22 protein-coding genes and 1 riboswitch are annotated in these 19,095 nt (G+C 40.4%); of the genes, 16 read left to right on the top strand and 6 right to left on the bottom strand.

Features of this window, described 5'->3' with window-relative positions; translation table 11 throughout:
• Positions 1–150 (bottom strand): hypothetical protein, encoded by a 150-nt coding sequence (locus tag NAF01_RS17210; protein WP_035333553.1) that lies wholly within the window; start codon positions 148–150, stop codon positions 1–3.
• A 360-nt stretch (positions 151–510) separates the two neighbouring features.
• A riboswitch (purine riboswitch) is annotated at positions 511–612 on the top strand.
• A gap of 135 nt (positions 613–747) precedes the next feature.
• On the opposite strand from NAF01_RS17210, the gene NAF01_RS17205 reads away from it, so the two are divergent.
• The 11 genes from NAF01_RS17205 (at position 748) to NAF01_RS17155 (ending at position 12,620) form a co-directional block, all read left to right on the top strand.
• Positions 748–1,350, top strand: a complete 603-nt coding sequence (locus tag NAF01_RS17205; RefSeq protein WP_048007876.1) for a xanthine phosphoribosyltransferase — start codon at positions 748–750, stop codon at positions 1,348–1,350.
• Positions 1,347–2,657 (top strand): nucleobase:cation symporter-2 family protein, encoded by a 1,311-nt coding sequence (locus tag NAF01_RS17200; protein ID WP_048007875.1) that lies wholly within the window; start codon positions 1,347–1,349, stop codon positions 2,655–2,657. The genes NAF01_RS17205 and NAF01_RS17200 overlap by 4 nt, the downstream gene beginning before the upstream one ends.
• A gap of 106 nt (positions 2,658–2,763) precedes the next feature.
• Positions 2,764–2,910, top strand: coding sequence for a hypothetical protein (locus NAF01_RS17195; RefSeq protein WP_197087559.1), 147 nt, complete (start codon positions 2,764–2,766; stop codon positions 2,908–2,910).
• Positions 2,911–3,149: 239 nt separating this feature from the next.
• Positions 3,150–4,232: a type III polyketide synthase gene (locus NAF01_RS17190; RefSeq protein ID WP_250800880.1), complete on the top strand. Its 1,083-nt coding sequence runs from the start codon at positions 3,150–3,152 to the stop codon at positions 4,230–4,232.
• Positions 4,233–4,236: 4 nt separating this feature from the next.
• The gene (locus tag NAF01_RS17185; protein ID WP_048007873.1) at positions 4,237–4,800 is read left to right on the top strand and encodes an isoprenylcysteine carboxyl methyltransferase family protein; all 564 of its coding nucleotides are present in this window, start codon (positions 4,237–4,239) and stop codon (positions 4,798–4,800) included.
• Positions 4,801–5,465: 665 nt separating this feature from the next.
• Positions 5,466–9,128, top strand: a complete 3,663-nt coding sequence (locus tag NAF01_RS17180; protein ID WP_250800879.1) for a dynamin family protein — start codon at positions 5,466–5,468, stop codon at positions 9,126–9,128.
• A 24-nt stretch (positions 9,129–9,152) separates the two neighbouring features.
• Positions 9,153–9,902: a nucleotidyltransferase domain-containing protein gene (locus NAF01_RS17175; protein WP_163141930.1), complete on the top strand. Its 750-nt coding sequence runs from the start codon at positions 9,153–9,155 to the stop codon at positions 9,900–9,902.
• 29 nt (positions 9,903–9,931) lie between these two features.
• Positions 9,932–10,123 (top strand): hypothetical protein, encoded by a 192-nt coding sequence (locus tag NAF01_RS17170; protein WP_048007884.1) that lies wholly within the window; start codon positions 9,932–9,934, stop codon positions 10,121–10,123.
• Entirely contained in the window at positions 10,120–10,956 is an 837-nt protein-coding gene (locus tag NAF01_RS17165) for a sulfurtransferase (RefSeq protein ID WP_048007870.1), read from the top strand. Before NAF01_RS17170 ends, NAF01_RS17165 begins: the two co-directional genes overlap by 4 nt.
• A gap of 91 nt (positions 10,957–11,047) precedes the next feature.
• Positions 11,048–11,650 (top strand): efflux RND transporter permease subunit, encoded by a 603-nt coding sequence (locus NAF01_RS17160; protein ID WP_250800877.1) that lies wholly within the window; start codon positions 11,048–11,050, stop codon positions 11,648–11,650.
• Between the two features lie 79 nt (positions 11,651–11,729).
• Positions 11,730–12,620, top strand: a complete 891-nt coding sequence (locus NAF01_RS17155) for a 5'-3' exonuclease (RefSeq protein ID WP_048007868.1) — start codon at positions 11,730–11,732, stop codon at positions 12,618–12,620.
• A gap of 75 nt (positions 12,621–12,695) precedes the next feature.
• On the opposite strand, the gene sspL is transcribed toward NAF01_RS17155, so the two are convergent.
• Positions 12,696–12,833: a small, acid-soluble spore protein L gene (gene sspL, locus NAF01_RS17150; protein WP_026581140.1), complete on the bottom strand. Its 138-nt coding sequence runs from the start codon at positions 12,831–12,833 to the stop codon at positions 12,696–12,698.
• Positions 12,834–13,056: 223 nt separating this feature from the next.
• Here sspL and NAF01_RS17145 point away from each other — a divergent pair, with 223 nt between their 5' ends.
• Complete coding sequence (locus tag NAF01_RS17145; RefSeq protein ID WP_048007867.1) at positions 13,057–13,521, top strand: divergent PAP2 family protein; 465 nt, start codon at positions 13,057–13,059, stop codon at positions 13,519–13,521.
• A gap of 114 nt (positions 13,522–13,635) precedes the next feature.
• Positions 13,636–13,899 (top strand): DUF6123 family protein, encoded by a 264-nt coding sequence (locus NAF01_RS17140; protein ID WP_048007866.1) that lies wholly within the window; start codon positions 13,636–13,638, stop codon positions 13,897–13,899.
• A gap of 37 nt (positions 13,900–13,936) precedes the next feature.
• Here the strand turns inward: NAF01_RS17140 and NAF01_RS17135 are convergent, their stop codons facing one another.
• The 3 genes from NAF01_RS17135 to NAF01_RS17125 all read right to left on the bottom strand — a co-directional run bounded on the left by NAF01_RS17135 (position 13,937) and on the right by NAF01_RS17125 (position 16,041).
• Positions 13,937–14,857 (bottom strand): DMT family transporter, encoded by a 921-nt coding sequence (locus tag NAF01_RS17135; RefSeq protein ID WP_197213795.1) that lies wholly within the window; start codon positions 14,855–14,857, stop codon positions 13,937–13,939.
• Positions 14,850–15,263 carry a reverse transcriptase-like protein gene (locus NAF01_RS17130; RefSeq protein WP_035333572.1) on the bottom strand — a complete coding sequence of 138 codons (414 nt, stop codon included), beginning with the start codon at positions 15,261–15,263 and terminating at the stop codon, positions 14,850–14,852. Before NAF01_RS17130 ends, NAF01_RS17135 begins: the two co-directional genes overlap by 8 nt.
• Before the next feature lie 100 nt (positions 15,264–15,363).
• Positions 15,364–16,041: a queuosine precursor transporter gene (locus tag NAF01_RS17125; RefSeq protein WP_197247690.1), complete on the bottom strand. Its 678-nt coding sequence runs from the start codon at positions 16,039–16,041 to the stop codon at positions 15,364–15,366.
• Between the two features lie 184 nt (positions 16,042–16,225).
• Here NAF01_RS17125 and NAF01_RS17120 point away from each other — a divergent pair, with 184 nt between their 5' ends.
• Together NAF01_RS17120 and NAF01_RS17115 are read left to right on the top strand one after the other, a co-directional pair.
• Positions 16,226–16,882 carry a reverse transcriptase-like protein gene (locus NAF01_RS17120; protein WP_222497957.1) on the top strand — a complete coding sequence of 219 codons (657 nt, stop codon included), beginning with the start codon at positions 16,226–16,228 and terminating at the stop codon, positions 16,880–16,882.
• Between the two features lie 27 nt (positions 16,883–16,909).
• A complete protein-coding gene (locus tag NAF01_RS17115) occupies positions 16,910–17,086 on the top strand; it encodes a zinc-finger domain-containing protein (RefSeq protein ID WP_082138913.1) in 177 nt (58 codons plus the stop codon).
• A gap of 623 nt (positions 17,087–17,709) precedes the next feature.
• On the opposite strand, the gene cspD is transcribed toward NAF01_RS17115, so the two are convergent.
• Positions 17,710–17,910, bottom strand: a complete 201-nt coding sequence (gene cspD, locus NAF01_RS17110) for a cold-shock protein CspD (RefSeq protein ID WP_009791749.1) — start codon at positions 17,908–17,910, stop codon at positions 17,710–17,712.
• A gap of 318 nt (positions 17,911–18,228) precedes the next feature.
• Between cspD and NAF01_RS17105 the strand changes: the two genes are divergently transcribed.
• The gene (locus NAF01_RS17105; RefSeq protein ID WP_048009432.1) at positions 18,229–18,519 is read left to right on the top strand and encodes a hypothetical protein; all 291 of its coding nucleotides are present in this window, start codon (positions 18,229–18,231) and stop codon (positions 18,517–18,519) included.
• Positions 18,520–19,095: the final 576 nt, after the last annotated feature.

Genomic DNA, 19,095 nt, shown 5'->3' with positions numbered 1-19,095 from the left:
TTAAAAGCGGCTGATAAATAATAGATAAACGCCTACCCATGTAATAATCAGGAAGAATCCTAATAAGAAAACGGAAGCTAACGTTCCCTTTAAGGAAGAGCTATCCTCTATTTCAGTTTTCGTTTTGCGGCTGAGTTCCGTTTTCGCCATTTTCCTTCACTCCTTTCGAAAATTGGAAAAAGTAAATGATTACACTTTCATAATACAAAACATTTAGGAAGATTCTAGATGCTTTTGGTGAGTTCACAAATTGTTCATTCGTAACTTAAACACTATGATAATGGTGAAAAATTGATATTTAAGTGATTTAAATCACAAAACCCATGTGTAAATTGTGAAATAAATGTGAAGGTTTATATTAGGCTTCAAAAGTGGGACTAATTATTGAAAAAAATCATACTGAAGATAGTAAAATGTTCAATTTACGAACAATTATGAAAAAAACATTATTTTAGTTCGCTTTTCTATGAAGGTTTTTGTTGAAGTATTAGGAAATGGTGTTATAATGTTAATAAATTAATAACATTCACTCATATAATCGCGAGGATATGGCTCGCAAGTTTCTACCGGATTACCGTAAATAATCTGACTATGAGTGAGCAATGACCAGGACGTTTTTTTGTCATCCTCGTTTGCCTGCAGCCAGCCTGAAGGCCATTGCTTCACTCATTTTTATGTTGTGAATGCAATGGGCCTCAGGCTTTTTTTATGGACCTGAAGGCTTTCTATCACAGAGGAGGATGCAAAATGGATATGCTTATTGAAAAAATAAAAAGCGAAGGGATTGTTTTATCGCATTCAGTCTTAAAGGTTGATTCATTTCTGAATCACCAAATAGATCCTAAGCTTATGCATGAAGTCGGGAGAGATTTTGCAGATAGATTCTCAAACAGCGGGATTACAAAAATATTGACAATCGAATCTTCAGGGATTGCACCAGCTGTAATGGCGGGACTTCATCTGAATGTCCCGGTTGTATTTGCGAGAAAAAGAAAATCTCTCACTCTGGTAAATGACCTGATTACAGCTTCTGTCTATTCTTTTACTAAAGAAGAAACAAGTGAAATTTCTGTTTCAAAGAAATATCTTTCAGAAAAAGATAATGTTCTTATAATCGATGATTTTCTTGCGAATGGACAGGCAGCATTAGGTCTTGCGGATATAGCGGAAAAAGCGGGATCATCAATAGCAGGGATTGGGATCGTTATTGAAAAAGGCTTTCAAAAGGGCGGACAGCAGCTGAGAGAGAAGGGATTTCGGGTCGAATCTTTAGCTATTATTGACTCTCTTGAAAATGGCATGATCAGCTTTGAAAAAACATCAGAGAATGTGGAGGAATTGTTGCGATGAATCAGAATCCAATTAAAATTGCTTCGCTCGGAATTCAGCATGTCCTTGCCATGTACGCAGGCGCGGTCATTGTACCTTTGATTGTAGGAGGGGCACTGGGCTTAACAGGGGAGCAGCTCACCTATCTGGTTTCAATTGATATTTTTATGTGCGGAATTGCAACACTGCTTCAAGTATGGCGCAGTAAATTTTTCGGGATTGGCCTTCCGGTCGTCCTTGGCTGCACATTTACGGCTGTTGGACCAATGATTGCGATTGGCGGTCAGTATGGGATACCGGCAATCTATGGGTCTATACTGGTTTCCGGTATTTTTGTGGTTGCTGTTTCAAAGTATTTTGGAAAACTGGTGAAATTTTTCCCGCCTGTTGTAACAGGGTCAGTAGTTACAATAATCGGGATTACGCTTATTCCTGTTGCTATGAATAATATGGCCGGCGGGCAGGGAAGCCCTGACTTTGGGTCGATGACAAACATAGCATTGGCTTTTGGAACATTGCTGTTCATCATTATTCTCTTCCGTTTCTTTAATGGCTTTATCCGGGCGATTGCCATTTTGCTGGGATTAGCTGCGGGAACCATAGCATCCTATTTTATGGGCATGGTCGACTTCACAGCTGTTGGTGACGCTTCCTGGTTCCATATGCCATCACCTTTCTATTTTGGCATGCCGACATTTGAGGTGACAGCCATCCTGACTATGATTCTAGTAGCAATGGTAAGTTTAGTTGAATCTACAGGCGTATACTTTGCTCTGGGAGATATTTGTGAAGAGAAACTGGAAGAAAAGGACCTCTCGAATGGTTATCGTGCCGAAGGACTTGCCATTATCCTTGGTGCTGTCTTTAATGCATTTCCTTATACAACCTATTCCCAAAACGTCGGACTTCTTCAGCTGTCAGGCGTAAAAACAAAAAATGTCATATATACAGCAGGTGCTTTCCTTGTACTGCTTGGACTGGTACCGAAAATTGGTGCATTGACCACTATCATTCCAACTCCGGTATTAGGAGGCGCAATGGTTGCCATGTTCGGTATGGTAGTCGCTTATGGAATAAAAATGCTCAGCAAAGTGGAATTCTCCTCCCAGGAAAATTTATTGATCATTGCCTGCTCTGTCGGGATGGGACTGGGCGTAACAGCTGTTCCTGAACTATTCGCGCAAATGCCTTCGAGTGTGCGGATCCTGACGGATAACGGGATAGTGGCAGGCAGTGTGACGGCCATTCTTTTAAATATCGTTTTCAATGTAGTTAAAGGAAAAAAAGCAGTTCAGCGCCCTTCTCTTGCGGAGCAAAAGGCTTTATAATTCTCTTTTGAGGCAATCACAATAATATTGGAAATTAATATAATAATCTATCGGTATTTTTACATTTCCGAAGCGATGTTTCTCGCAAGAAAGAGAGTGTAATGTGATGGAGAAATATTATTGTGATAACTGCCGGCTTTTATATAATGAAGAAGAGGTTTGTGCTGCTTGCGGTATCCTGGTGACGAAAAAAATATATATAGAAGTTCAAAAGCATCATAAAAACCATAATGGATTGGATGCATCAAAATAACTGCGTCAATCGCCGGCCGCATTTCATGGTTAGGTGCGGCATTAAAAAGTAATTGGAAAAGATTTAGTAATGCTATTCATTTAATGATTCATTTATAATAAAGATGCACAACAACTCCTTCAAAACACATTGCTTCCTCCTAATGGGGGGAGCTTTTTTTTTGCTCTTTATCCAATTTTGAAACATAAATTGCTTTTATTTGGAAAAATTAACAGAAAGCAATAGAAGGAGAGTCGCTTATGCCAGCAATTGTATCAGTAGCGGAGGCAATACCTGAATATGTTCTGACACAGGATCAGGTAATGGATTTTGCCAGAGATTTATTTTCCGATTCCTTTAAGGATATTGAACGGCTATTAAAAGCTTTCCACAACGGCCAAATTGAGAAGCGGCACTTTGCAAAGGGACTGGAATGGTTCAAAACAGATAAATCATTTGAAGAACGAAACAATGCATATATTGAGCAGTCTATTGAACTGGGAACAAGGGCCATAAAGCGCTGCCTGGAAAATGATCTTTTCCTGACCAGAAGTCTTCCGTGCGATGAGATAGATGCCATCTTTACTATCTCAAGTTCAGGGATTGCCACTCCGAGTATTGAAGCAAGAATCATGAATAAGCTTCCATTTTCTGAGTATACGAAACGAATTCCGATATGGGGGCTCGGATGTGCAGGCGGTGCTTCAGGGCTTTCAAGAGCCTATGAATATTGTCTGGCATTCCCTGAAGCGAAGGTACTGGTTTTAAGTATAGAATTATGCAGTTTGACCTTTCAGCGCAATGACCGGTCAAAAAGCAATCTTATCGGGACCTCTCTTTTTGCTGACGGTGCAGCATGTGCTCTTATAACAGGTGATAAGGTACAAAGGGATTTTCAAAAGCTGTCATCCATTCCAGGAATTCGGGGAACCCAATCGACAACCAAGCGAAATTCTCTGGATGTAATGGGCTGGGAAGTTAAGAATGAGGGTCTATATGTGGTGTTCTCAAAGGACATCCCATCCATAATAGAGGGATGGCTAAAGCCTAATGTAACGGAATTTCTAAGGGGAAAAGGCATAGAAATGGAAGAGATAAACCACTTTGTTGCCCATCCCGGCGGAAAAAAAGTCATTGATGCTTATCAGAAAGCGCTGCAATTTGACCCTGGTATGACAGAGATTTCACTTGATGTATTAAGGGAATTCGGTAATATGTCATCTGCAACTATTCTTTACGTACTCAAAAGGTTTATGGAGATAGGCAGACAGGGAGATACCGGGCTGGCAACTGCACTCGGACCGGGATTCAGCTCGGAATTATTGCTGCTGGAATGGGAGTGAATACATGCTGTTCTTAATTTTTATTACCTTCATCATTTTGCAAAGGGCTGCAGAGCTTGCTGTAGCCCGGAGTAATGAAAAGTGGATGAAAGAGCGTGGAGCATTGGAATTTGGCCAGAGGCACTATCCGTGGATCGTTGCTGTTCACGCTTCATTTTTTGTCTGCTATTTGCTGGAAGTATTCATCTTTGAAAAGAATCTGTCGCCTTTTTGGCCCATATTGCTGATTCTGTTCTTCCTTACCCAGGCGGGAAGGGTATGGGCGCTGTTTTCCTTGGGCAAATACTGGAATACGAAAATCATTGTCCTGCCGGGAGCTGAGGTAGTCAGAAGAGGGCCATACCGGTTTATAAAGCATCCCAACTATGCCATTGTAGCTGCTGAATTTCTCGTGATTCCTTTAATGTTTCAGGCTTATTTAACGGCTGCTGTATTTACTCTGCTAAACATAATAGTGTTATCTGTCAGAATACCGGCGGAGGAAAAAGCACTGAAGGAATTGACAGAATACGAAGAAGCCTTTTTACGATTACGGCCTGACCTTAATGAAGATATTAAAAAAGTTTGACAATTTTAAATTCCCTATTGAAAATGATTATCGTTCGTGATAAACTTCTAATTGAATTTGAAAATTATTCTCAATATCATTCCAACAGGAAGGTGCTGCTACATATGACAATTCTTTTCGTTGCCGGCACAATTGCTGCCTACTCACTTGTTATGAAACATGTTTTAAATAACGTAGCTAGACCACATACAAGATAATTACTACTTATTGAAACCAGGCTATCAATGCCTGGTTTTTGTTTTCATATCGTCTATTTAATTAGGTTTTTAGAAGTTAAATACATTAATGCACTGAGTTGATTGGAGCGGAAGGCGCGAGATCCTCGAAAATGCTATCGCATTTTCTTCGTGCGGTGTTTTTTCAGGGAAGCTTATTCAACGTCCAGTGAGAGCAGCGGGACAGGTGAGACCCCGGAGACGCGTAGCGTTGAGGAGGCTCAGCGCCCGCCCCACGGAAAGCGAGTGTCTGCAGCGGAAATCAACGGGCCAAATTGAAAGACAAACAATTTATAAGCAGTAATTTGAAAATAGAACATAGAATAACAGCAGAAACTGATTTGCTGATAAAAATTAGAAAAATCAAAGATTAATCCATCCTGTATAGGAAAATAAACAAAAATCATTTAAAATAGGAAGTAAATTAAAGTTACAAGGGGATTAATGGAAATGGCCGACACGATTTTGCAACCAGGATTGCAGCAAACTGAATTAATTAACAGAATAACTGCTATATATACATTTGCCCAGAGAAATGGAGATGCCGAGACAGCCCAAAGAGCTAAGGATCTCGTGCTTAAGCTAACGAATCAGGAATTTGCCATTGCTTTTTGCGGTCATTTTTCTGCCGGAAAATCAAGCATGATCAACAGGCTGGCAGGAGAAGATCTTCTTCCTTCATCGCCGATTCCAACCAGTGCCAACCTGGTCAAAGTCAAATCAGGTGAGGAAGATTATGCAAAAGTAATTTTTAAGGAAGGAAAGCCAAGACTTTATCCTGCTCCATATGATTACGGACAGGTAAAATCCTATTGCAAAGATGGCGATTCTATCCATTCCATTGAAATAAGCCATTCTGCCACCAGCTTGCCAAAGAAGGCAGTGATTATGGATACACCCGGAATCGATTCCACTGATGATGCGCATAGAATTGCTACTGAATCTGCTCTTCATTTAGCTGACCTCATTTTTTATGTAATGGATTACAACCATGTCCAGTCGGAATTAAATTTTCTTTTTACGAAAGAACTGACGGCAGCAGGAAAAGATGTTTATCTTGTTATCAATCAAATTGATAAACATCGCGATGAAGAACTCAGCTTTGAGCAATTCAAAAAAAGTGTAAAGGATTCATTTGCATCCTGGGGAGTAAAGCCTGCCCGGATTTTTTACACCACGTTAAAAGACGAGAACCATCAGGCAAACGATTTTAAGGAACTTCAGAGCTTTATTAACAGCAGCATCGCTGATCGTGAAGAACTTTTGCCTCAGTCTGTATTTAATTCTTTGAAGAAATTAACAGAGGATCATCTTGAGTTTTTAAGAGACTCTCATGCAGCTGAAAAAGCTGACTGGGAAGAAAAACTGGCAGAACTTGATCAGGATGACAGGGAGCAGCTTCCCGGCAGACTGGAAGACCTGGAGAACCAGTTAAATAAGCTGAATTCTTCCTTACATGAAGCTGATATAGAGGTAACCGGTAAATTAGATGAGATTTTGAAAAATGCTTATTTAATGCCTTTCCAAACGAGGGAACTGGCTGAATCATATCTTGAATCGTGCCAGCCTTCCTTTAAGATTGGCCTGTTTTTCAGCAAACAGAAAACGGAGCAGGAAAGGTCATTGAGGCTTGACCGCTTCTATGAGGATTTATCAGAAAACGTTAAATCTCAGCTGGAGTGGCATATAAAGGAGCTGTTTTTACAGCAGTTCAAGAAGCATAATATCCATGATTCTGAAAAACTTGCACAAGTTCAGAGCTTCAAGCTTAACTTTGAACCAGCTGTTTTAGCTGAAACGGTAAAATCCGGGGCAATGGTTTCAGGTGACTATGTTCTGCAATATACAAACGACACAGCTGAGGCTGTAAAGAGAATTGCCAAAAAGAACGCAGCTTCTTTAAAGAATGCACTTCTAGAAGCACTCGAAGAAAATAACAGCCAGGAACAAACAGCGCTGGTCAATGAAATTCACACCCTTAATGCTTACGCTGAAGCATTAAATGCGCTAAAGGCCATCCATGAAAAAATTAATAAGGCATCAGCGGGAATGAAAGTCTATTTGACTGGTGAATTTAATACTCATGAGTTTCAGGAAAAAGCCCAGATGCTTGCAGTAGAAGAAGTTGATGAAGCTGAAGTTGTTTTCCTGAATGAAGATAAAGCTAAGAAAGAACAGGCAACCCGGAAATCTGAACAGTCACTTGATGAAGAGCCTGAAAAGGAAGCGGTTGCTGTTGCGGTACAGCCTGTTATTGAAAAGCTTCGATATACTGCTAATGCAGTAAAGGAGCTCCCTGGCTTCAGAAAGCTTGCAGCTGATTTGGCAGATAAAGCATCAAGGCTTGAGAGCAAAGAATTCACAGTTGCCCTTTTTGGTGCATTTAGTGCAGGGAAGTCTTCCTTTGCCAACGCTTTGATCGGGAATAAGCTTCTTCCTGTTTCACCGAATCCGACGACAGCTGCTATCAATAAGATTAAGCCTGTTACAGATGAATATAAACATGGAACCGTTCTTGTTAAAGTTAAAGATTCACATACACTTTTAAATGATATCAATCATTCCTTGAAGGTGTTTGATTATTCAGCAGGAAACTTCGATGATGCTGCCGCCGCAATTAAGAAGATTACTGGGGAAAACCAGGATTTTGATGCGAGTGAAAAGACACACTTTGCATTTCTTAATGCATTTATGAAAGGGTACAATTTCTTCACTGATAAGCTGGGGAAAATCATTAAAGCTGACTTGGATGAGTTTGGGGATTATGTTGCCAATGAAGAAAAATCATGCTTTGTTGAAACGATTGAAGTTTACTTTGACTGTGAACTGACAAGGCAGGGAATTACCCTGGTTGACACACCCGGCGCTGATTCGATTAATGCGAGGCATACCGGCGTTGCATTTGAATATATTAAAAACTCGGATGCTATCCTTTTTGTCACTTATTATAATCATGCCTTCTCAAAAGCGGATAGAGAGTTTCTTATCCAGCTGGGGAGGGTTAAGGATACCTTCTCCCTTGATAAGATGTTCTTTATTGTCAATGCCATTGACCTTGCCAATAATGAGGAGGAAAAAGATTCGGTTCTACAGTACGTTGAAGAACAACTGGTGCAATACGGAATCCGCCGTCCTAATTTGTCTGGCATTTCAAGCCTTCAAGCTCTGGCAGAGAAGCTGGATAGCAGCAAAGAGGAAGTATCCAATATCAGTTCATTTGAAAAAAGCTTTTACTCCTTTATTAATCAGGATCTGCTGAATATTTCCATTTCATCAGCTGAAACAGAGTGGAGGCGCCTACTAGCCCAGCTGAGGTCTTATATTTCTTCCTCACAGGAAAATAAAGAAGTCCGGATTGAAAAGCTCAAACAGCTTGAGAAAGAACATAAGGATATTACTGCGATTATCAGCGGACAAAAACCTGAACTGCTTTCCCAAAGGCTTGAACAGGAAACAGATGAGCTCGTCTATTACATCAAACAGAGGGTATTTCTTCGTTTCTATGACTTTGTGAAGGAGGCCTTCAATCCATCAGTTCTGAAAGATGACGGCAGGAATTTAAAGAAAATGCTTAAGTTGGCACTGGACGAATTCCTTGCAAGCTTTGGATTTGATTTTGCCCAGGAGCTTCGTGCTACAACATTAAGGCTTGAATCCTATATATCCAAACTGATCGCTCAGCAGCAGGAGACTATTTCGAAAAAAGCCTCCAATGTAAACAGTGATTTGACTTTTAGCACATATGAGCCCTTAAAAATGGAAAGTATTGAATTTGAATCAGCATTTTCCAATGAAGACACGAACCAATTTAAAAAAGCTTTGTCCTACTTTAAAAATCCAAAAGCATTTTTTGAAAAAAATGAGCGCAAGCAATTAGCTGATGAACTGGAGAAGAACCTGCAGGAACCTGCAGAACGTTATCTGCAGGCTGAAAGCAGCAGGCTGAAATTCCATTACAGCAGCCAGCTGATGACTGAATTCGAGCGGCTGCTCAATTCGCTGATTGAACAGAACAACGAATATTATGAAGGAATTACGGCTGCTTTAAAAGATGATTTCCCAATTGAAGAGCTGAAAGAAATTGAGAGGAATATTGCACAGTACGAAAACTAACTTGGAAAGGTTGCTGCTTTTCACATGGACAAATGGCTGTGCACAGCAGAAGAGAAATATAATATCGATATCCTTTTTGCATGTGACGCGGGGAGCAGGGCGTGGGGGACAGATGATGCGGATTCGGATTATGATATTCGCTTCATCTTCAAACATAAGAATCTTAAAACATATCTTTCCCTTGAACGCGCAAAAGATGTTATCAATACAGATACCCCTTATGATGCGCATGGCTGGGATATCTTTAAAGCATTTGACCTTATGCAGAAATCCAATCCCAGTATATTTGAATGGGCATACTCACCTATTGTCTACAAGGAAATGAACGGCTTTTCAGAAAGACTGAGGAGTATTGCGGAAGAAGAGTTTTCAAGATTTAAGTTATTCCATCATTACACTCAGGCTTTTTCACGGAATCTCGGTGAAGCGGTAAAAAATGAGAATCTTACGTTTAAGAAACAAAAGCTGCTGATTCAGGCAGTAAGGGCGTGCCTCATATCAAGGCAGCTGCTTAAGCAAAGTAATGTAAAAGGGGATTTTTTGTATACAGGTCTCTTTTGCATAAAGGCCGAGGATGAGATCACCCGCTTTTATCAGACCCTGGTTCATGCAAAACAAAGCGGGAGGATTATCGAGAATCATTTAGCAATGCAAATGGCGGAGAAACTGGAGTCAGAAAGGGAACTGCTCTATGCAGCAGCTGACTCAATGCCTAAAGAAAAAGGCAAGGTATCCGGATTGAATGAATGGCTTTGGGAACTGCTGAAGATTTAATATCATTTCTGAGAAGAAAAGGGAGACAAATGGAGAAGAATTCTTTTCATGCATGTGCAACCTGCATAAACTTCCAGCCTGAAAAACGTAAAGACGGAATGTTTTATTTTTGCAGCAGGCTGGGCTATGAGACAAAGCCTGACTATCAATTTAATTGCTGGACACCAAAGGAACATATAATACACCTGATGGAAAAGAGAAAAGGGGAGAACCTTAAATGAAGTATCTAGCAGAAAAGGAATGGGTATTATCCAAACTGGATGACTCCAATATCCGAATTGCCGACTGCCGTTTTAAACTTGGATCGCCAGATGAAGGGCGCAGCTTATATGATCATAGCCATATTCCCCATGCAGTGTATTTTGATCTGGAGAAAGATCTGTCAGGTCCGGTAAGAGAACACGGAGGCCGGCATCCCCTTCCGGATCCAGCTCAACTTAAAAAAGTCCTTGAGAAAGCCGGGATCAGCAGAGATACCACAGTTATTGCCTATGACGGCGGAGAAGGGGCTTTTGCTGCAAGATTCTGGTGGCTGCTCAGGTATTTAGGGCATGAGAAAGTGTTTGTATTGAACGGCGGATATAAGGAATGGGCTGAAAGCGATTATCCTTTGACTAAAGAAGTTCCCAGCATGGAGCGCGCGGATTTTAAAATTGATCTGCAGCCTGACATAATTGCCTCATGCGAAGAAGTTAAAAGCGTCGCAGGTAATCAGGATAGCGCTGTATTAATTGACTCCAGAGAGGAAAAGAGATACCTGGGGCTGGAGGAGCCAATTGATAAAAAAGCAGGCCATATTCCAGGAGCAATCAATAAAGTTTGGCTTGAAGCATATAAAAATGGCAGATTTAAAGATACCAAAGAACAGGAAAATCGATTTGCAGGTATGGATAAAAACAAACCCATCATTGTTTATTGCGGCTCTGGTGTAACGGCGGCACCTAATTTTCTTGCTTTAAAGGAAGCCGGCTATAAACATGTTAAATTATATGCAGGAAGCTTCAGCGATTGGATCTCTTATGACAGCAATAAAATAGAAACTGTCGAAAAATAGTGAAATCCCTTTTTAAAAAGGGATTTTTTTACTGTTTAAATTATTATATAATTTAAAATGTTTGATAGATTAGAAATTTTGGAGGGGAAATATGAATACTTCGGGTTACACCATAACCAAAAAACAAAAAACCGATATAACTCAAATATTGGTCACGACGGGAATCATTCTTATATTATCTGCAATATTTATTCCAATATTTTTACTTTCGCCATTTCAGGCTCAATTTTACAGGCCTGAAGGAACCTGGGTATTCGAAGCGCCAAAATCAGCTTATTTGACATTTAGCATTGGTCTGGCAGCTGTGGGTGTTTTTATCATATTGGGAGTTTGGATGAAGAGCGCCGAAAAATTCGGGTGGTTTGGAAAAGTTTTTGTCGGAGCAGGATTTTTAATTTCGCTTTTGATGGCAATTTTAAGTTTTGATTATTATCACTATATCGATAAAAATGGTGTGCATTTCAACACCTTACTCAGTTTGCAGGAGAAGCATTATGAATGGTCGGATATTCAGCAGGCAAGGCAAACGGTTATAAATAAAATGGGTGTTATGTCAGATGATGAATTAATTTTTACTTTTTCCGATGGAACTGCTTATTCATTTCAGCTAAATGATAATATCCGCAAAGCGAGAATCGCGACTTACTATGAATTGGAAGAACAAGGAGTGGAATTGATCAGGGAAACGGACTGATTCTGTAAAACTTTTCAAGAGAAATGGAGAGTTTCCCATGTTATAATAGTTGTTATGATTATAATTGGGAGGCGGAGACATGAACGAGAATAAACCTTCACTGCTGCTTGTTGATGGAATGGCGCTGCTGTTCAGAGCTTATTTTGCAACAGCAATGTCCGGTCAATTTATGATAAATTCTAAAGGAATTCCTACAAACGGAGTTTATGGTTTTGTTAAACATTTTTTAACAGCTGTTTCTTCCTTTAATCCGTCACATGTGGCAGTATGCTGGGATATGGGCAGCAAAACCTTCCGAACGGAAATGTTCGATGCCTATAAAGCAAACCGTCCAGAAGCTCCGATTGAACTTGTGCCTCAATTCGATCTGGTAAAAGAAGTGGTGGAAGCCTTCGATGTACCTAATATTGGCCTTGAAGGATTTGAAGCTGACGATTGCATTGGAACCATTGCAAAAAAAGCAAGCCAGGAAGCGGAAGTTCTGATCCTTACTGGTGATCAGGATATGCTGCAGCTTCTGGATGACAATATTTCTGTCATTTTACTGCAAAAAGGCTACGGCAATTACCTTGTGCATACAACGGAGACGTTTTATGAAGAAAAAGGAATCACACCTAAGCAGATGATTGACCTGAAAGCCTTCATGGGAGATACGAGTGATAATTACCCGGGTGTAAAAGGAATTGGCGAAAAAACAGCGCTTAAGCTGCTTCAGCAATTTGAGCATATTGAAGGCGTATTAGAAAATCTGGAACAGCTGACAAAGGGACAGCGTGCCAAGATCGAACAGGATCTTGAAATGCTCCACTTGAGCAGGCAGCTGGCCGAAATAAAATGCGACGTTCCTGTTGAATGCCCTCTTGACCTCGCCCAATTCACAATGAACCGTGAAAAGGTCCTCGAGAAATTCACTGAAATTGAATTCCGCGGCCTTCACAGATTCCTTGATATTAAAAAGGAATATGCATAAATAAAGCTCCAGGCTTAGCCTGGAGTTTTTTTATGCATACATCGAAAAAAGCCGCACGTGGCGGCCATCCTAATATTATTTAGTATTTTTCTTCTTCGCTGCATTCTCCAGCTTGCTTTTAGGCTCTTCTGCAAATTCAGCATCCTGTCCGTATCCTTGCGGGTTTACGCCAGGTGCTTTTTTTCCTCTGTTTGTATGTCCGTTTTTACTCATCTGATTCACCTCCTAAGCCAGCAATTCTTCATTTGATAAGCTTATTATTGTTAAAGTCTTCGGGTTTTAATCATGTACAGGCAGGGTACAATTTAGCAACTGATGCGGTGAATTTTTTCTTCAGATCCGGTTTAAATTACTCCATAAAATCCAATCTATTTAGCGTTTGAAGGAGGAATAATAAAAGTCTGCATACTTAACACTAATGATGAGGTGAGTTTTTATGAATAAGGGAGTTTATATAGCTCTTTTAAGTATAGGGATGGCACAGGGTTTGAAAATTCCGATCCACTATGTGAAAAAGGGAGAACTGCGTCCGGATTTATTTTTCCAGACAGGAGGCATGCCAAGTTCCCATTCGGCAGGCGTATCGTCTTTAACCACGTTTATTGCTTTAAAGCGGGGTGTACCAACGGTGGATTTTGCTCTATCACTGGTTTATGGCCTGATCGTAATGTATGATGCACAGGGAATCAGGCGCCAGACAGGTGAGCTTACCCTAAAAGTAAACAGTCTGGGTGAGCTGGTTGATAAAATTCACAAAGATGAAACCGTAAAATTTGAGGAAGAAGGTCCAAAAAAGCTGAAGGAAATGCTTGGCCACCAGCCTGCTGAAGTATTAGGCGGAGCACTCCTGGGTGTATTAACCGGAACACTTGGCTACCTTCTTACTAAAAAGAAAAAATAGCTGCTCACTTGAGCTTACAGCGCCCCTGCTTCATGCCGAAAAAAGGTAGATAATTGTCGAAAAATCAGTTAAGATTTAAGAATACAGGAGGAGCAGGGGAAGAGGGTAAGTACAATGAAGACAGTTGAAGAATATTTGCATTTTTTGCAAAGTAAAGGTTTTCAATTCAGGGAGGACGCAGTTGGCTTCATTTACTTTGGCAAACATTATACCAATGCTTCTGACGAGCTGGCCAATGCAGCGATAGAACTGACATTAAAGGCACAGAAATCATTTGACGGAAGTTTCTACGTTTCTTTGCTGGAAACTTTGGTTTCAAAGAATATTACCAGCAGGCGGGAAGCAATAAAGTTTGTAAAGGAAAAAGCAATCATCTAAAAAGGCGTGTCTGTTTCGAGAACACGCCTTTTTTGAATTATGAAGCCGTTTTTTTTCTGAAAGTTAAAAACGTTTTCTTAGCAGGCAGTTCTGCAAAAATCATTCCCGCAAAAATAAGCAGACAGCCGGCCAGGGCACTAAACGAAAGTCTTTCATTCGCCCACATAAATCCTGCAGCTGCTGCAAACACGGGCTCCATAGCGAAAATCAGGGCAACTCTTGTTGGTGTTGTGTACTTTTGAAATGCCGTCTGTGCAAAGAATGCGATAGCGGTAGCAAAAAGTGAAGTCACAATAAGCGCAGTAACCACATTGGCTTTAAATAAAACTTCTGTCTCCAATGCCTGCTGCCAGTCTTCAGTGATCAATGCGAAAATAACTGATAATACTGCCACCGTACTTACTTGGATAACCGTTAATAGCAGGGCAGGGTATTTGCTGCTGTATTTACCTGTAAAGATAATATGGAGGGCAAAACCGACAGCACAGATTAATACATAGGCATCACCAATATTCAGCGGGGCATTATCGGTCATGGTTAGAAAATATAGTCCGGCCGTCGCGATTGAAACTCCGATAATGGCATTGAATCCCGGCTTGATTTTTAGCAGCATTAAAGAAAAGACTGGAACCATTACTACACTTAACCCCGTAATAAAGCCGGCTTTTGAAGAAGTTGTGTGCAGGAGGCCGATCGTTTGAAAGGCATAGCCAATAAATAAAAACAAGCCCATAATAACTCCGGATATTAAAAGCTTTCTATCCATTTTCTTTATCTGTTTTCTTTCAAAAATAACAAGCCATCCGCCCAGAATTAAAGCGGCCAGGAAAAAACGGACACCATTAAAAGAGAATGGCTCAAGAAAAGCAATGGCGTTTTGTACTAGCACAAAGGTGGTTCCCCACACAAAGGCAACCAGCAAAAGGCTTACATCTGCAAATATTACTGATCTATTCATGATCTTCCTGACCTTTCACTTTGTTTTTGTGAATGGCAGCTCTTGCTAATTCATCCGCTGCCTTGTTTTCAGAGCTGGGAACCCACTTCATAAAAAATAAATCAAATTTTCCTGTAAGCTCCAAAGCTTCTTCAAGCAGTGGGGCAAACTTTTTATTTTTTACAAATTCTTTTTCAACAGCACGGTTAACAAGCTGTGAATCCGTTCGAAACGAAACAGTTTTATACCCCTTATCAATGCATAATTTCAGTGCATGAATAAATGCACGGTATTCTGCTTCGTGATTTTCCATGCAGCCCAATGCGATGGAAAAGCGTTCAACCTGGCCATTATTTTTTATAAATATGCCTGCACCGCTGGGACCCGGGTTTCCCGCACTTGCTCCATCGATATATACTTCAATCAATTGAATTGCCTCCTGATTTTAACACTATTATAGGGTAAACTAAATGTAGTTTATCACAAAAATAGTTGATACTGCAGAAAAAGGATACCTAAACGGCATCCTAATCTTTTACTGGGAAACGTTTAGCGATATAGCCAAACGGGGTATCAAGTACAGCTACTATAAATTTCAGCAAGTAAGTTGTGATGAAAATTTGGATCCATTCTTCCAGGGGAAATACACCAAGGAAGGCAATGCTTGTAAACACAAGGGTATCCAATAGCTGGCTGATCATGGTGCTGCCATTATTCCTGATCCAAAACTGGCCGTCTTTTGGAAATTTCTTTTTTAAATAGGTAAAGATATAAACATCTGTAAATTGGCTGACTAAATAGGCAGCGAGGCTTCCGGCAGCAATTCGCGGCAGAACCGAGAAAAGAGTGCTGAGAGATTCCTGTGCAAAATCCGTTTCATGCGGTTTGAACATTAATACCATCTGCATAATCAGAGTCATGGACAGAAGAGTAAAGAAACCGAGCCATACAGCTTTTTTCGCTTCTTCTTTTCCGTACTTCTCATTTAAGATATCTGTAACAAGAAAAGCTGTACCATACATAGCGTTGCCTAAAGTGGCAGTCAGTCCGAACATTTCAATTGTTTTTACGACTTGAAGGTTGGCCATGACAGTGGAGAAGCCGATCCACACGAAAAGACCAGTCTTTCCGAACAGGCGGTACATCGCCAATACTAAAATGAAATTAATTAATGCAAAAAGCAATCCAAACCATTCATTAAACATCAAATTCCTCCTAGTTTTGTTAATGCGGGAGTTTTCGAACCGCAGAATATAAAAATGTCATTGACCATTATACCTTGAAATATACTCATTTAGTAATAAACAAAGGAAAGTATAATAAGTTCAACTATTGCAAACAGTTCTAATAATGATAACCAGCTAATAAAGTACAGAAAGGCTGACCTCAATGAAATATAAATTAGAATGGAAATATAAACTTAAAGGAACTGAGGATATTTTGTTTACTTCAGACCTGATCGATGGTGAAACTGCTTTGCAGGCTGGTGAAGATATTGAAAAGTCGGGCAAGGGCAAAGAGGTAATTTATTATGATGAAGCCGGCACTTCCTGGAGCACAAAGGAAATGAAAAAGCTTCTTATGGAAGTTGAAGAGGACCCTCATGATATTACCGTATTTTTTGATGGCGGCTTTAATAAAGATACCGGCCAGGCCGGACTCGGTGCGGTCATTTATTTTAAACAGGGCAAAAAAAAGTATCGTTTGCGGGCAAATGAGCTTTTTGATGAGATGGATAATAATAATGAGGCAGAATATGCAGCCATTTATTACACCCTGAATCTGCTTGAAGAAATGGGCGTTCATCATATGACATGTGAATTTAAGGGGGATTCCCAGGTAGTATTAAAACAGCTTGAAGGTGAATGGCCTTGTTATGAAGAAAATCTAAATCGCTGGCTTGACCGGATAGAGGAAAAGATTAAAAAGCTGGGCATACTGCCAAGATATAAATCCATTCCGCGCAATGAAAATAAAGAAGCGGATAAGCTGGCAAGCCAGGCACTGCAAGGGAAATTTATTAACAGCAAAATGCAGATCATATAATCGCAAATAAGGAAGGCGTGAACCGTTTTGAGCAGAAAGGAAATTATCAATGAAGTGGAGGAGCTGATGACCAGTTACTGCAAAGACTGCTTCCTTCATAAACATCATAAAGATGAAAAAGGGCGCAGATATGCCCATCGATTTTGCATTACAGAGTGCACTGTCGGTGTGAAAATAAAATCGATAGGAAGCAAGCTTTCATAAAGTGAAACTTCAATCAGTGGGGGGCTTTATCCCCACTGATTGTTAGTTGAGGCCCACGGAAAGTGGGTCACAAAGACGTTGCCACAGGACAAGGAAAGCTACGACAGCGATACATCGCACGACCGAAAGCGGCAGCTTTTGGGAGGATGTGGCGTTCTTAGTCTTTGTTCTTCTTTTCGGGCCTTTACAGGCAGTAAGACCCCCGCTTATCCTCTATTGATTCATCTGAGTTATAAAGTGGGGGTCTTACTGCCCGTTAGACTGCGATAAAGTGAAACTTCAATCAGTGGTGGCTTTATCCCCACTGATTGTTAGTTGAACCAATCGGGCCTTTACGGGCAGTTTGACCCCCGCTTATCCTCTATTGATTCATCTGAGTTATAAAGTGGGGGTCTTACTGCCCGTTAGACTGCGATAAAGTGAAACTTCAATCAGTGGGGGCTTTATCCCCACTGATTGTTAGTTGAACCAATCGGGCCTTTACGGGCAGTTTGACCCCCGCTTATCCTCTTTTGATTCATCTGAGTTTTAGAGTGGGGGTCTTACTGCCCGTTAGACTGCGATAAATCCTGGACAAAAATAAAAGGCTGGCAGATGCCAGCCTTTTTATCGTTATATTTGAATTATAGTTTTACAACGTTTGCAGCTTGAGGTCCACGGTTTCCTTCAACGATTTCAAAAGAAACTTCCTGGCCTTCTTCTAAAGATTTGAAACCATCACCTTGGATAGCTGTGAAGTGTACGAATACATCGTCTCCGCCTTCAACTTCGATAAAACCGAAACCTTTTTCATTGTTGAACCATTTTACTTTACCGTTTTGCATGTTTACTTTTCCTCCTAAGCCTTTCAAGACACAACAGGTGCCTTAGATGAATATTACCACCTAACAAAACATAAAGCAGATATTTTTAGCTAATAACGGAAATATATTCTGTTAAATGATGATTATAATATACACGAATGGGCACTTTCAGTCAAGGAAATGAACACCTTTTTTACAAAAAACATTAAAATATTTTAAATATTTTTACTTTTTTATGCTGGGGAGGAAAATACAAAGTTTCTGCTGTGATCTGATAACATAAATTATCGTTTTTCTCATATGAATTATTAATTATCTTGTTGTTAAAGGGTGAGGAAAATGTACAGGTTTTCGATTGAGGATCAGGATTGGATTTTGAGGTTTTCACCCAACATCCAAATTGAAGCGGAGGAGAAGCAGGCCATTATAAGCTCCATTCTGCAGGTTGGCAAGGATCTCCCGCAATATTCGCATGGAGAGTCTTTTATCATTATGAATGACCAATTAGGCATTATCGTTTTTAGTGTCGAGAAAATACCATCTATGATATTGACCGTCTCAAACATTGTTACAGAAGATAAATGGTACATTCAAAAGAACCTTACAATAAAGCGGTATCATAAAGAATGATCGGCAAATGCCGATTTTTTTTTGAGAGATAAAAAAGTATAAAACTTGTACGTAGATAACTGTTCAGCTCCACAAGGAACGCTTCGGCAGCATACCCATCACAGGACTAAAAGCGTTAGCTTTTAGGAGGAGCGCCTGCCCCCTCGAGGTCACAAGTCTGTCTTGTTTCGGCTCCTAGGGCCGAAAGACTAGCCAATCCCTTCCAGAAGGAAAGAACACCTTCTTGCAGGGCTCTTCTTATGCTAGTCTTCCCTGAGCAGTCGCCTCCACATTTCGGACAACCCTCCCAAAAAGGCAAAGAACGCCTTCCCATGAGGCTCGTCTTGTGCTTTAGGCCCGCAGGACAAGGAAGGCTTCGTCAGCATAAACATTGCACGACCAAAAGCGGCAGCTTTTGGGAGGACGTGGCGTTCTTAGTCTGCGTTCCTTCGTGGGCATGGCGCTTGGGCTTTTCTTATTGTGAACAGGTTTAATAGGTAAAAAATCACAGAGTCTTCCGCCTTATGCAAACGCTTTCTCTTTTGGATTAATATATAATTGCAGGAATCTTTAAACAATTTATAAAGGAGGGCTTAG

Source organism: Cytobacillus firmus (assembly GCF_023657595.1).
In the GTDB taxonomy this organism is placed as follows: domain Bacteria; phylum Bacillota; class Bacilli; order Bacillales; family Cytobacillaceae; genus Cytobacillus; species Cytobacillus firmus_B.
Note: the sequence above shows the minus strand (reverse complement) of the source record. Positions and strands in the feature narration are given on the sequence as shown.

Coding starts and splice junctions, on each gene's coding strand:
- NAF01_RS17120 (WP_222497957.1), top strand. CDS start 16,226: ATGAAATATAAATTAGAATGGAAATATAAACTTAAAGGAACTGAGGAT.
- sspL (WP_026581140.1), bottom strand. CDS start 12,833: ATGAGTAAAAACGGACATACAAACAGAGGAAAAAAAGCACCTGGCGTA.
- cspD (WP_009791749.1), bottom strand. CDS start 17,910: ATGCAAAACGGTAAAGTAAAATGGTTCAACAATGAAAAAGGTTTCGGT.
- NAF01_RS17165 (WP_048007870.1), top strand. CDS start 10,120: ATGAAGTATCTAGCAGAAAAGGAATGGGTATTATCCAAACTGGATGAC.
- NAF01_RS17205 (WP_048007876.1), top strand. CDS start 748: ATGGATATGCTTATTGAAAAAATAAAAAGCGAAGGGATTGTTTTATCG.
- NAF01_RS17155 (WP_048007868.1), top strand. CDS start 11,730: ATGAACGAGAATAAACCTTCACTGCTGCTTGTTGATGGAATGGCGCTG.
- NAF01_RS17105 (WP_048009432.1), top strand. CDS start 18,229: ATGTACAGGTTTTCGATTGAGGATCAGGATTGGATTTTGAGGTTTTCA.
- NAF01_RS17170 (WP_048007884.1), top strand. CDS start 9,932: ATGGAGAAGAATTCTTTTCATGCATGTGCAACCTGCATAAACTTCCAG.
- NAF01_RS17185 (WP_048007873.1), top strand. CDS start 4,237: ATGCTGTTCTTAATTTTTATTACCTTCATCATTTTGCAAAGGGCTGCA.
- NAF01_RS17135 (WP_197213795.1), bottom strand. CDS start 14,857: ATGAATAGATCAGTAATATTTGCAGATGTAAGCCTTTTGCTGGTTGCC.
- NAF01_RS17200 (WP_048007875.1), top strand. CDS start 1,347: ATGAATCAGAATCCAATTAAAATTGCTTCGCTCGGAATTCAGCATGTC.
- NAF01_RS17175 (WP_163141930.1), top strand. CDS start 9,153: ATGGACAAATGGCTGTGCACAGCAGAAGAGAAATATAATATCGATATC.
- NAF01_RS17145 (WP_048007867.1), top strand. CDS start 13,057: ATGAATAAGGGAGTTTATATAGCTCTTTTAAGTATAGGGATGGCACAG.
- NAF01_RS17160 (WP_250800877.1), top strand. CDS start 11,048: ATGAATACTTCGGGTTACACCATAACCAAAAAACAAAAAACCGATATA.
- NAF01_RS17195 (WP_197087559.1), top strand. CDS start 2,764: ATGGAGAAATATTATTGTGATAACTGCCGGCTTTTATATAATGAAGAA.
- NAF01_RS17210 (WP_035333553.1), bottom strand. CDS start 150: ATGGCGAAAACGGAACTCAGCCGCAAAACGAAAACTGAAATAGAGGAT.
- NAF01_RS17140 (WP_048007866.1), top strand. CDS start 13,636: ATGAAGACAGTTGAAGAATATTTGCATTTTTTGCAAAGTAAAGGTTTT.
- NAF01_RS17125 (WP_197247690.1), bottom strand. CDS start 16,041: ATGTTTAATGAATGGTTTGGATTGCTTTTTGCATTAATTAATTTCATT.
- NAF01_RS17180 (WP_250800879.1), top strand. CDS start 5,466: ATGGCCGACACGATTTTGCAACCAGGATTGCAGCAAACTGAATTAATT.
- NAF01_RS17190 (WP_250800880.1), top strand. CDS start 3,150: ATGCCAGCAATTGTATCAGTAGCGGAGGCAATACCTGAATATGTTCTG.